The 11,916-nt window shown below is 48.8% G+C and carries 12 protein-coding genes; 11 read left to right on the top strand and 1 reads right to left on the bottom strand.

The features are described from left to right. The first annotated feature begins 4 nt into the window (after positions 1–4). The 7 genes from scpB to V1224_09905 all read left to right on the top strand — a co-directional run bounded on the left by scpB (position 5) and on the right by V1224_09905 (position 7,586). Positions 5–598, top strand: a complete 594-nt coding sequence (gene scpB, locus V1224_09935) for an SMC-Scp complex subunit ScpB (protein WWR14819.1) — start codon at positions 5–7, stop codon at positions 596–598. Between the two features lie 78 nt (positions 599–676). Further along, positions 677–2,167, top strand: coding sequence for a D-alanyl-D-alanine carboxypeptidase (locus V1224_09930; GenBank protein WWR14818.1), 1,491 nt, complete (start codon positions 677–679; stop codon positions 2,165–2,167). 172 nt (positions 2,168–2,339) lie between these two features. Next, complete coding sequence (locus tag V1224_09925) at positions 2,340–3,770, top strand: carboxyl transferase domain-containing protein (GenBank protein WWR14817.1); 1,431 nt, start codon at positions 2,340–2,342, stop codon at positions 3,768–3,770. Between the two features lie 22 nt (positions 3,771–3,792). After that, positions 3,793–4,560, top strand: a complete 768-nt coding sequence (locus tag V1224_09920) for an OadG family protein (protein ID WWR14816.1) — start codon at positions 3,793–3,795, stop codon at positions 4,558–4,560. A 19-nt stretch (positions 4,561–4,579) separates the two neighbouring features. Further along, entirely contained in the window at positions 4,580–4,954 is a 375-nt protein-coding gene (locus V1224_09915; protein WWR14815.1) for a biotin/lipoyl-containing protein, read from the top strand. A gap of 42 nt (positions 4,955–4,996) precedes the next feature. Then, the gene (locus V1224_09910; GenBank protein WWR14814.1) at positions 4,997–6,148 is read left to right on the top strand and encodes a sodium ion-translocating decarboxylase subunit beta; all 1,152 of its coding nucleotides are present in this window, start codon (positions 4,997–4,999) and stop codon (positions 6,146–6,148) included. A 19-nt stretch (positions 6,149–6,167) separates the two neighbouring features. Next, complete coding sequence (locus V1224_09905; GenBank protein WWR14813.1) at positions 6,168–7,586, top strand: oxaloacetate decarboxylase subunit alpha; 1,419 nt, start codon at positions 6,168–6,170, stop codon at positions 7,584–7,586. Positions 7,587–7,745: 159 nt separating this feature from the next. Here V1224_09905 and V1224_09900 read toward each other — a convergent pair whose 3' ends face one another. After that, positions 7,746–8,075, bottom strand: coding sequence for a DUF1622 domain-containing protein (locus V1224_09900; GenBank protein ID WWR14812.1), 330 nt, complete (start codon positions 8,073–8,075; stop codon positions 7,746–7,748). Between the two features lie 267 nt (positions 8,076–8,342). Here V1224_09900 and V1224_09895 point away from each other — a divergent pair, with 267 nt between their 5' ends. From V1224_09895 to V1224_09880, 4 genes are all read left to right on the top strand, one after another. Further along, positions 8,343–8,933 carry a PepSY domain-containing protein gene (locus V1224_09895; GenBank protein ID WWR14811.1) on the top strand — a complete coding sequence of 197 codons (591 nt, stop codon included), beginning with the start codon at positions 8,343–8,345 and terminating at the stop codon, positions 8,931–8,933. Between the two features lie 199 nt (positions 8,934–9,132). Then, entirely contained in the window at positions 9,133–9,690 is a 558-nt protein-coding gene (locus V1224_09890; protein WWR14810.1) for a TetR/AcrR family transcriptional regulator, read from the top strand. Between the two features lie 8 nt (positions 9,691–9,698). Beyond that, a complete protein-coding gene (locus V1224_09885; GenBank protein WWR14809.1) occupies positions 9,699–10,628 on the top strand; it encodes a MurR/RpiR family transcriptional regulator in 930 nt (309 codons plus the stop codon). Continuing rightward, positions 10,621–11,877 (top strand): NAD(P)/FAD-dependent oxidoreductase, encoded by a 1,257-nt coding sequence (locus V1224_09880; GenBank protein WWR14808.1) that lies wholly within the window; start codon positions 10,621–10,623, stop codon positions 11,875–11,877. The genes V1224_09885 and V1224_09880 overlap by 8 nt, the downstream gene beginning before the upstream one ends. Positions 11,878–11,916 lie beyond the last annotated feature (39 nt).

Below are 11,916 nucleotides of genomic sequence, written 5' to 3'. Positions count from 1 at the left end.
TGGAATGGAAAGTAGAGGTACGGAAGATTTGGACAGAAAAAAGGCGGAAGCGGTGATCGAGGCGGTCTTGTTTACGATGGGCGAGTCTGTGGAGATTTCCAAACTGGCAGAGGTGATCGGAGAAGATCCAAAGACGACGAGAGAGATTGTAACCGGGATGATGCAAAAGCTGGAGGATGAAGGGCGAGGGATCTCCATCATTGAGCTGGAAAACGCATATCAGATGTGTACGAAGGGGGAACTGTACGAGTACCTGTTGCAGATTGCCAAAACACCAAAGAAATATGTGATGACGGACGCTCTGCTGGAGACATTATCGATCGTGGCCTATAAACAGCCAATCACAAGGCTGGAGGTAGAAAAGGTCAGAGGCGTCAACAGTGATCATGCGGTGAACCGTCTCGTGGAATTCGGGCTGGTGGAAGAAGTGGGCAGGCTGGATGCGCCGGGAAAGCCCCTGTTATTTGGCACGACACAGGAATTTCTGCGCAGCTTCGGGGTTCGCTCGCTGGATGAGCTTCCGGCCCTGAATGAAGAACAGATCGACGATTTCCGGCATCAGGCGGAGGAAGAGATTGATCTGAAGGTAGATGTCTGAGAGCATACCATTCGAAAGGAATGAAATGGTATGCTCTTTTCATATATATGGAGGTAAGGAAGCATATGGACGGATAAGATGGGCAGGAAATATCAGGTTGCAATCATTCTTTTGCTGCTTTGTCTGGCGTTTTGGACGGCGTCGACGTCAGCGGTGGAAAATACCGAAGAGAGGAAGCAGGAGCAGACAGTCACCGGAGAGACAGAGCTGGAACAGACGATCACCGGAGAGGCGGAGCAGGAGCAGACAGTCACCGGAGAGGCGGAGCAGGAGCAGACGGTCATCGGAGAGACAGAGCAGGGGCAGACGGTTACCGGCGAGACAGATCAGCAGGCGGCCAGCGCACAGAGGGAGGAACAGAAGCAGGCGCTGACAAACAAGCTGTATGCCAGAGCAGCGGTGCTGATCGATATGGACAGCGGAAGAGTACTCTATGAGAAAAACGGGACAGATGTGCTTCCGATGGCCAGTACGACGAAGATCATGACTTGTATCATGGCGCTTGAACTCGGGGACAGAGAGGAGACAGTGACGGCATCCGCTTATGCGGCAGGACAGCCGAAAGTGCACTTGGGAATGCAGAAAGGAATGTCTTATCAAATGGACGACCTTCTGCATTCTCTTATGTTAGAGTCACACAATGATTCTGCAGTTGCGATTGCGGAACATCTGGGAGCTAAAGAGCTTGGCCTGCCGGAGGCGAGTGAACGGACGAAGGAAGAGAGCAGGGAGGCGGTCAAAGTTTTCTGCGACAAAATGACAGAAAAGGCCAGAGAGATTGGCTGTGAGCATACCTGTTTTCTGACACCGAACGGCCTCGATGCAGAGGCGGAAGGGACAGACGGGGAAATGATCGTCCATTCGACTACGGCGGAGGATCTGGCGAGGATCATGCGCTACTGTATTACGCAGTCTGAGTGCAGAGACGAATTTCTGGAGATCACGCAGTCTGCCTCCTGGGCTTTTACAGATACGGAAGGTAAGAGAAACTATTCCTGTAACAATCACAATGCGTTCCTGACGATGATGGATGGCGTGCTGTCCGGCAAGACCGGGTTCACGAACCAGGCAGGCTATTGTTATGTGGGCGCTCTGGAGCGGGACGGGAAACAGTTTGCTCTGGCGCTGCTTGCCTGCGGCTGGCCGAATCATAAGACATGGAAATGGTCTGACAGCAGAGCTTTGTTTACGTATGGGCTGGAAAATTATCAGTACCGGGAGTTTGCACCACAGACAGCATTGGCGCCGATTCCGGTCATGGACGGGGCCGCGGAGGATGGGAATCCGTTCCATGAGGTGGCTGTCACAGTGCGGAAGCAGGAAGAAGTACTGCCGGTTCGCCTGTTGACGGCGGAGGGGGAAGAAGTAGTGGCGCAGGCAGAGATCAGAAAGGTTCTTCAGGCGCCGGTGAAAGAGGGGGAAGAGGTAGGGTGCATCACTTATTATCTTGTCGATGGCAGCGGCGAGCGGCAATATCTGGCCGAAGAGGCGATATGTGCCGGAGCCTCAGTGGAACAGAAAGACTTTTTATTTGTAGTTACTTACCTATGGAAGCAATACCTGTTATGACAGAAGTGTCGGGAAAATGACTCTCTAATTTTTGCAAATTTCGTGTGATTGGAACTAGGCAGACCCTTCCTTTTATGATATACTTTTATATACGTGGGAGAACGGCTTGTTATCTTTTTCCACAAAAAACGTTTTATTATTTACTATTTATATAAAATGGAGGGCTGAAAAAATGAGTACTACTTCACAAGCGAGTCAAAGAATCACAGCTTTGCTCGATGAAAACAGTTTCGTTGAAATCGGTGCGCGCATTACTGCCAGAGCCACAGATTTTAATCTGAAACAGACGGAAACTCCTTCTGACGGTGTTGTCACCGGTTACGGAGTGATCGACGGCAGTCTTGTGTATGTATACAGTCAGGACGCTTCCGTATTAAACGGCAGTGTCGGCGAAATGCATGCAAAGAAAATTGCAAACCTCTACGATCTGGCGTTAAAGACAGGCGCACCTGTCATCGGACTGATCGAGTCTGCGGGACTCAGACTGCAGGAAGCGACGGACGCTTTGAACGGTTTTGGCGAGATCTATAAAAAACAGGTGATGGCATCGGGCGTGATTCCGCAGATCAACGCTGTTTTTGGCGTGTGCGGCGGCGGGCTTGCCGTTGCTTCCAGCCTTGTGGATTTCACTTTTATGGAAGAAAAGAAAGCAAAACTGTTTGTCAATGCACCGAATGCGCTGGAAGGCAATACGACACAGAAATGTGACAGTGCGTCTGCGGCATTCCAGAGCGGAGAGACAGGCGTGGCAGATGTCGTTGCTGATGAGGCGACCGTACTGGCTAAGATTCGTGAACTTGTTTCCATGCTGCCGGCGAACAATGAAGACGACAGCTCTTACACAGAGTGCACGGATGATTTGAACAGAGCGTGTGAAGACCTTGCAAACTGTGTGGGAGATACCTCCATTGCCCTGTCGACGATTTCCGACAACAATGTCTTCTTTGAGATCAAAGAGAACTATGCGAAAGAAATGGTGACAGGATTTATTAAGTTAAACGGGATGACGGTAGGAGCCGTTGCCAACAGGACGGAAGTCTATGATGAAGAAGGCAAAGTGGCGGACAAGTTTGACGCTGTCCTGACCAAAAAGGGCTGTGAGAAAGCGGCTGATTTTGTCAATTTCTGTGATGCGTTTGAAATTCCGGTATTGTCGCTGACTAACGTAAAGGGATATGAAGCGACACTGTGCTCCGAAAAAGGGATTGCCAAAGCAGCGGCAAAACTGACGGCGGCATTTGCGGGCGCTACTGTTCCGAAAGTCAATGTGATCATCGGCAAAGCATATGGCAGTGCTTATGTGACAATGAATTCCAAAGCAATCGGCGCAGACATTACGATCGCCTGGCCGGATGCCGAGATCGGCATGATGGATGCCAAACTGGCAGCGAAGATCATCTGCGACGGACAGGGTGCGGAGGCGATCGACGCATGTGCGGCAGAATATGCCAAGCTGCAGACGAGCGTGGAAAGTGCAGCCAGAAGAGGATATGTGGATGAGATCGTGGAAGCGGCAGAGACGAGAAAGTACATAATTGGCGCTTTTGAGATGCTGTTTACAAAGAGAGAAGATCGTCCGGCTAAGAAGCATGGAACAGTATAATTAAGAAAGGATGATACTTAATATGAAAAAATTGCTGTTAGTATTAGGTATGATTGCCTGTGTTCTGGGTCTTACGGCCTGCGGCTCCGAGGAGAAAGAGCCGGCGGCGATGCGGATGGTCCCGAAGGAACAAGTGATCGCCCTGGCGGAGCGGGAGATACAACAGCTCAGTGGCTTCACCCTGATCGAAGTGACGGAAGAGGATCTGGAACTGACGGACGATATGTATGCCGCAGCGATCAGAGGCTGGAAGTCCGCACAGGATGATATGGGTACTTTCCAGGAGATCACAGGCCACGAGATAGAGTATGACAACATGACAGTCACCGACACCGTATCGGTACACGGCTCTGTCAGAGATGCGAAAGTGGAGATCATCTGGGAGATCGACAAAAAGAACGGAACGATCGAGGCGACGAGCATCGCCACGAATGTGGAATATTCTTTTGGGGAATTGATGACAACGGCGGCGCTGAACACCGTGATCGGTATGGGCACCGTGTTTACCGTACTGATTCTGATCAGCATCATCATTTCTGCATTTGTATATATACCGAAGATCCAGGCGGCATTCTCTAAAAAGAGCAAACAGCCTGAGGAGAAGAAAGAAGCACCAGCGGCAGTAGCCGCTGCACCGGTCGCTGCAGAGGAAGAAGATCTGACAGACGATCTGGAACTTGTTGCCGTGATCGCAGCAGCCATTGCTGCCAGCGAGGGCGCTGCTTCCACAGACGGATTTGTGGTAAGGAGTATCAGAAGAGCAAATACGAATAAATGGCAGAGAGCCTAACGAACAGGAGGATATTGAGATGAAAAATTATACCATTACCGTAAATGGAAACGTATATGATGTAGTAGTAGAGGAGGGAGCATCCACAGGTGCAGCACCTGCAGCGGCTCCGAAGGCTGCACCGAAAGCAGCACCCAAGGCAGCTCCGGCGGCAGCACCCAAGGCATCCGGCGCAGCAGGCAGCATTAAGGTAGAGGCCGGTGCGGCAGGTAAGGTGTTCAAGATCGAGGCAAGTGTGGGACAGGCGTTAAAGGCTGGTAATCCTGTTGTAATCCTGGAAGCTATGAAGATGGAGATTCCGGTTGTCGCTCCTTCTGACGGCACGGTGGCAAGTATTGATGTGGCAGTGGGTGATCCTGTTGAGGCAGGCGCTTTGCTTGCAACATTAAATTAATTACTGTCACGTGAGCGCGAATGACAACAGGAGGTCGATAAAATGTCTTATATAGCAACAACATTAGACAATCTGGTGCATCAGACGGCATTTTTCAATCTGACGATTGGAAATTACGTTATGATTGCAGTGGCTTGTGTATTTCTTTATCTTGCTATTGCAAAAGGATTTGAACCGCTCCTTTTGACTCCGATAGCATTCGGTATGCTGCTCGTCAACATCTATCCTGACATTATGATGTCAATCGAAGATTCTGCTAACGGCGCAGGCGGCTTACTGTATTATTTCTATTTATTAGATGAATGGGCGATCCTTCCTTCCCTGATCTTCATGGGAGTAGGCGCTATGACTGATTTCGGTCCTCTCATTGCGAATCCGAAGAGCTTTCTGCTCGGCGCAGCGGCGCAGTTTGGTATTTTTGCGGCGTATTTTGGTGCGATTGCAATGAATTTCAACGACAAGGCAGCCGCCGCTATCTCCATCATCGGTGGAGCGGACGGCCCGACGTCTATTTTCCTTGCAGGTAAGCTGGGACAGACGTCTCTGCTCGGACCGATCGCAGTTGCGGCATATTCCTATATGTCTCTCGTTCCGATTATTCAGCCACCGATTATGAAGCTGCTGACGACGGAGCAGGAGAGAAAGATCAAGATGGGGCAGCTTCGTCCGGTATCCAAACTGGAGAAGATCCTTTTCCCAATTATCGTTACGATCGTCGTATGTATGATCCTTCCGACGACGGCGCCTTTGGTTGGTATGCTGATGCTCGGTAATCTGTTCCGGGAGTCGGGCGTTGTCAGACAGTTGACCGATACGGCATCCAATGCACTGATGTATATTGTCGTTATTTTGCTCGGTACTTCCGTAGGCGCAACGACAAGTGCGGAGGCATTCCTGAACTGGGATACGATCAAGATCGTCATTTTAGGTCTGATTGCCTTTGCTTTCGGTACGGCGGCAGGCGTTATCTTTGGTAAGATCATGTGTAAGATGTCGGGTGGTAAGGTGAATCCTCTGATCGGTTCCGCAGGTGTGTCCGCAGTGCCGATGGCAGCCAGAGTCTCTCAGAAAGTCGGTGCGGAGTCAGATCCTACCAACTTCCTGCTGATGCACGCTATGGGACCTAACGTAGCCGGCGTTATTGGTACCGCAGTGGCAGCCGGAACATTTATGGCCGTATTTGGCGTATTCTAAGACAGGAGGAAAATGAAAAATGGAAAAGAAACCAATTAAAATAATGGAAACCGTTTTGCGTGACGCGCATCAGTCACTGATTGCGACGAGAATGCCTACCGACATGATGCTTCCGATCGTGGAAAAGATGGATCAGGTCGGCTACCATGCAGTAGAGTGCTGGGGAGGCGCTACGTTTGACGCATCGCTGCGTTTCCTGAAGGAAGATCCGTGGGACAGACTGCGCAAGCTGCGTGACGGCTTTAAAAATACAAAATTGCAGATGCTGTTCCGTGGACAGAATATTCTCGGTTACAGACCATATGCAGATGACGTGGTAGACAGCTTCGTTGAGAAGTCGATCGCCAACGGTATCGATATTATCCGTATTTTTGACTGCCTGAACGATCTGCGCAATCTGCAGGCGGCAGTCAATGCGACAAACAAGATTAAGAAACAGGAAGGCAGAGGCCATGCTCAGGTAGCGCTTTCCTATACGCTCGGTGATGCCTATACGATGGAGTACTGGGTGGATATGGCGAAGAAGATCGAGGAGATGGGCGCGGATTCTATCTGTATCAAAGATATGGCCGGTCTGCTAGTGCCTTATAAGGCATCCGAGATGATTGCAGCTATGAAGGGCGCGACGAAGCTGCCGATCCAGTTACATACGCATTATACTTCCGGCGTCGCTTCCATGACATATCTGAAGGCGGTGGAAGCAGGCGTTGATGTGATTGACTGTGCGATTTCTCCGTTTGCGATGGGAACTTCCCAGCCGGCAACGGAAGTGTTGGTTGAGACATTTAAGGGTACGCCGTATGATACCGGGTATGACCAGAATATTCTCGCTGAGATCGCTGATTACTTCAGACCGTACAGAGACGAGTGTCTGGCAAACGGCCTGCTCAATCCGAAGGTGATGGGCGTGGATATTAAGACGCTTCTCTACCAGGTACCGGGCGGTATGCTGTCCAATATGGTGAGCCAGTTGAAAGAGCAGAATGCGGAAGATAAATACTATGATGTGCTTCGGGAGATTCCGGCCGTACGGAAAGACCTCGGTGAGCCGCCTCTCGTTACACCGTCTTCTCAGATCGTTGGTACCCAGGCTGTATTTAACGTACTGATGGGTGAGAGATACAAGATGGCGACAAAGGAGACGAAAGCAGTGCTCCGCGGTGAATATGGCCAGACAGTAAAACCGATGAGTCAGGAAGTTATCGATAAGGTTATTCCGGGTGAGAAGAGAATTACCTGCCGTCCGGCTGACTTGATCGAGAATGAGATGGATAAACTGGAATCCGAAATGAAAGAATGGAAACAGCAGGATGAGGACGTGTTGTCCTACGCACTGTTCCCGCAGGTTGCAACTGACTTCTTTAAGTATCGTCAGGCGCAGCAGGAAAAAGTGGATATGACAGAGGCCGATACGAAAAACGGCGCTTATCCGGTATAAATAAAAAAGAAATCCGCCTGCCTTTGGCAAAAGCCAGGGTCGGCGGATTTTTTGTCGTACAGGAATTTCTTATACGATAACAAACATACTACGCAGCTCGCGGAGTGGAAATTACTACGGAGGCAGTCTGTTCACACGCAGCAAATTGCGTATGTGCGACTATTTTTCTTCCTTGTCATGTTCCTCGTTTTTGATTTCCCAGTGGATGAGGAAAGTCAACAGCGCCCTCAGGGCGATAATGCTGGCTACGATAAGGATTTCCCGAAATTCTCTTACGGCTACCGTTCTGAGGATCTCACTGCCGAGCTTAAATTCCAGGCCCATGGCCAGCCCCTTGGCGAGGTTCAGACGAATATCTGAATTTTTGCGGATGTAGTCCACAATACCATGGAGACAGGCGATGATGATAATGAATACACCCACAAACTCAAACAATAAGATGGCATAGGATACGATGGTATTTAGAAGTGACACTAAAATAGATTCCATAAAGCGGTTTCCTTTCATTCGTAAAATTCTTCTTTTATTATATCGCAGATAGACAGGCGCGACAAGCATCGCGTCACTTTCTCTGGTGGAAACCGATATGAATTTGGAAAATTTGACTCTTTTATTTCACTATATTTTTTATTCCCCTTTAATGTTCTTTTAATCTTTCTGTCGTATGATAAGATTATCAAAAGAAACTATGCAAAATATGTGATATGGAGCATAAGATAAGCAAAGAGGGGAGTATTTAAAAGGAGGAATAGAAATATGAAGGGAAGAAACAGAAAAAGATTAGCAGCGGCAGGTATACTTTTGAGCTTTGGAGCGGCGCTTCTGGTTTCCGGGCAGCGGATATTGGCAGCTCCGGCGGCGGACATTGGAACAGAGGGAGCAAAGCAGGCGGTCTATACATGTAGTGGGCTTACGGCAGATCAGATCACCTTTCTGGAGATCAAAGAGGACTACGACGATGGATTAAAACGATACGAAGTAAAGTTTCTGGCGGGAAACTATAAATTTGAGTACGATGTGGACAGCGCCAGCGGCGTCGTTGTAAAGGGAGAGTTCGAGATGCAAAATACCGTGCCCCCGACAACGGTGACACCGGTACCGACGCCTCCGGGAACATCAACGGAGAAGCCGGCGCAGACTGCCAACATAGAGAAAGATAAAGCTGTACAGATCGCAACAAGTCATGCGAGAGTCAGTGCAGACAGCGTCAGAAAATTAGAGGTCAAATTTGATTATGAGGATGGGGTTCCGGTTTATGAGATTGATTTTGTGGTAGGTCAACTGGAATATGAATACGAGATCCATGCAGTAAACGGAACGATTCTTTCCTATGACATTGATGACTGAGGGTCTGCGGAAAAAGGGAGTATAAAGATAAAACGTGAATAAACAGGGGAAAAACTCCGGGTTGTCAACAGACAGCCCGGAGTTTTATTGTCTGTATTCCATGATAAAATCCTGGTAAACGCGGGAGGTATCTTGACATTTTCTGGGATCTGTATTAACATAACATGTGTTACTGGGGTTATGATTCTAAGGAGAAATTATGGCAAGGAAAGCAACTGTTACGGAAGATATGATTCTGGACAGCGCTTTTGCGCTGATGCGGGAGGAAGGCTTTGAACAGGTGACGGCGAGAAAGCTGGCGGCGAAGGCAGGCTGCTCCACACAGCCGATATTCCGTATGTATGAAAATATGGAAGAAGTGGTCAGCAATGTATATCAAAAAGCGATTACATATTTCGAAGATTTTTATACGGCCTGTCCATGGAATGAGGAACTTCCTTTTATTAATCTGGGAATGGCTTATATTCGTTTTGCTACGGTGGAGAAAAATATGTTTCGTCTGTTATTTTTGTCGGAACATCGCGGAGAACGCAGTATGTATGAGCTTCTGAACGGCAGTCAGGGAGTTGTCAGCAAAGACGCTGCCAAGGCGAAGGCAGCGGGTGTCAGAAGTCCGGGGGAACTGTTTATGAAAATGTGGATTTTTATCCACGGAGCAGCCTGTATGTCTCTGACAGGCGATTTTGATCTGACGGAGGAAGAGACATTGACTTTATTGGTGAATTCCTATCGTGCGTATGCAGAAGTGGTGGAGTGAGAGGTGGAATGGAACAGAGCAGACATGATATTATCGCACGAATGAATGAAAGATTCCCTCATATGAGTAAGAGCCATAAGCGGATTGCCGCTTTTATCATGGATCACTATGATCAGGCGGTATTTATGACGGCGGCAAAACTGGGAGAGAAGCTGGGGATCAGTGAATCCACGGTTGTTCGTTTTGCTTCCGGGCTTGGCTATGAGGGCTATCCGGAATTTCAGAAAGCGCTGGAGGAATGGGTACAGAATAAGCTCAGTACGGTACAGAAGATCAGAGTCAAGTATGGAAAAAGTACACAGTCTGAAATTTTAAGCGCTGTTCTCTCTGCGGACATGGAAAAGATTCAGGATACAATGGATAATCTGGACCCGGTCGCCTTTGAGACTGCAGTGGACACCATCTTGGAGGCCAGGAATGTCTATATTATAGGCATCAGAAGCTGCGGACCGCTGGCTGATTTCCTGAGCTTTTATCTGCATATGATACGGGGAAATGTTCGTCTGATCAGCACAACCAATATCAGTGAGATATTTGAGCAGATGATACGGGTCGATGAAAAGGATGCGGTCGTCGGTATCAGTTTTCCCAGGTATTCCATGCGTACATTGAAAGCGATGGAGTTTGCAAACGACAGAAATGCCAAAGTGATCGCAATTACGGACAGCGTACATTCCCCGATGAATCTCTATTCGTCCTGTAACCTGCTGGCGCGCAGCGATATGGTGTCGATTGTGGATTCTCTAGTGGCTCCCCTGAGTGTGATCAATGCACTGGTGGTGGCGCTTTGCCTCAAACGACCGGAGGAAGTGAAGCGGGGACTTGAGACACTGGAAGCTGTGTGGGATACGTATCAGGTATCGATGAACGACGAGATCAATTATATACGGGAAGAACCGATTTTGAACTATTCCCTGAAAAAGGAAAAAGATGAGTAGAGTGATCGTGATCGGCGCAGGGGCGGCAGGGATGATGGCGGCTTTGCGCGCAGCAGAATGTGGGGCACAAGTAATTGTGCTGGAAAAAAACGAAAAGATGGGGAAGAAGATATACATTACCGGTAAGGGAAGATGTAATCTGACTAACGCCTGTGATACGGAGGCTCTGTTTGCCCATGTGACCCGTAATGCAAAGTTTCTGTACAGTGCCTTTTATGGATTTTCTAATTTCATGGTGATGGATTTTTTTGAGCATAACGGCTGTCCTCTGAAGACAGAGCGTGGAGAACGGGTGTTTCCGGTATCTGATCATGCCTCCGATGTGATTCGTACCCTGGAGAGGACATTGAGAGAAAAGCAGGTGCAGATTCGTCTGCATACGGAGGTCAGAGAAGTTCTGCAGGAGGAAGATAAAATAACAGTAGTAGTGTTAAAGAACGGGGAACGGATCGCTGCGGACGCTGTTGTGATCGCTACGGGAGGACTTTCTTATCCGACCACCGGTTCTACCGGAGACGGTTATCAAATGGCAGAGAAATTGGGGCATAGCATAGCGGAGCTGTCGCCTTCTCTCGTTCCCTTTGAGGTCGCTGGAAAGTACCCGCAGGAATTACAGGGGTTATCTTTGAAGAATGTAAGCGTGGCACTGCACTGCGAAGGAAATGCAAAACCTCTCTATCAGGGGTTTGGAGAAATGCTGTTCACACACTTTGGCTTGAGCGGGCCGCTGATATTAAGTGCCAGCTGTTATTATCATGACACAAAAGATAAAAATAGCAAATGTTATATAACGTTGGATTTAAAACCGTCTCTGACGGAAGAGCAGTTGGATAAGCGGATCTTGCGGGATTTTACTGAGAATCAGAATAAACAGTTTAAAAATGTACTGGGAGGGCTATTTCCGTCTAAACTGATTCATGTTATGATAGAGCTGTCCGGCATCTCTCCGGACAAGGCGGTTAATGAGATCACGAAGGAAGAGCGAAAACAGTTTGTCTCTGTGATTAAGAACTGGAAATTAGAGGTCAGGGGAACGAGAGATTACGCGGAAGCGATTGTTACAAGGGGAGGGATTCGGGTAAAGGAAGTAAATCCTTCTACGATGGAATCCAGAAAAGTAAAGGGACTCTATTTTGCAGGAGAGGTTTTAGATCTTGATGCGCTGACAGGAGGGTTTAATCTGCAGATCGCTTGGTCGACCGGGTATCTGGCAGGAGAACATGCCGCTGTGACAAGTGCAGACCGGTGAGACAGTGTTCGCTGCAAAGGGCGCTGCGGCCGGAGAAGG

Source organism: Lachnospiraceae bacterium JLR.KK008, from assembly GCA_037015955.1.
Taxonomy (GTDB): domain Bacteria; phylum Bacillota; class Clostridia; order Lachnospirales; family Lachnospiraceae; genus VSOB01.
Note: the sequence above shows the minus strand (reverse complement) of the source record. Positions and strands in the feature narration are given on the sequence as shown.

Bases quoted from the DNA above. Each gene is read 5' to 3' on its own strand.
- scpB (WWR14819.1), top strand. From the start codon at position 5: ATGGAAAGTAGAGGTACGGAAGATTTGGACAGAAAAAAGGCGGAAGCG.
- V1224_09930 (WWR14818.1), top strand. From the start codon at position 677: ATGGGCAGGAAATATCAGGTTGCAATCATTCTTTTGCTGCTTTGTCTG.
- V1224_09925 (WWR14817.1), top strand. From the start codon at position 2,340: ATGAGTACTACTTCACAAGCGAGTCAAAGAATCACAGCTTTGCTCGAT.
- V1224_09920 (WWR14816.1), top strand. From the start codon at position 3,793: ATGAAAAAATTGCTGTTAGTATTAGGTATGATTGCCTGTGTTCTGGGT.
- V1224_09915 (WWR14815.1), top strand. From the start codon at position 4,580: ATGAAAAATTATACCATTACCGTAAATGGAAACGTATATGATGTAGTA.
- V1224_09910 (WWR14814.1), top strand. From the start codon at position 4,997: ATGTCTTATATAGCAACAACATTAGACAATCTGGTGCATCAGACGGCA.
- V1224_09905 (WWR14813.1), top strand. From the start codon at position 6,168: ATGGAAAAGAAACCAATTAAAATAATGGAAACCGTTTTGCGTGACGCG.
- V1224_09900 (WWR14812.1), bottom strand. From the start codon at position 8,075: ATGGAATCTATTTTAGTGTCACTTCTAAATACCATCGTATCCTATGCC.
- V1224_09895 (WWR14811.1), top strand. From the start codon at position 8,343: ATGAAGGGAAGAAACAGAAAAAGATTAGCAGCGGCAGGTATACTTTTG.
- V1224_09890 (WWR14810.1), top strand. From the start codon at position 9,133: ATGGCAAGGAAAGCAACTGTTACGGAAGATATGATTCTGGACAGCGCT.
- V1224_09885 (WWR14809.1), top strand. From the start codon at position 9,699: ATGGAACAGAGCAGACATGATATTATCGCACGAATGAATGAAAGATTC.
- V1224_09880 (WWR14808.1), top strand. From the start codon at position 10,621: ATGAGTAGAGTGATCGTGATCGGCGCAGGGGCGGCAGGGATGATGGCG.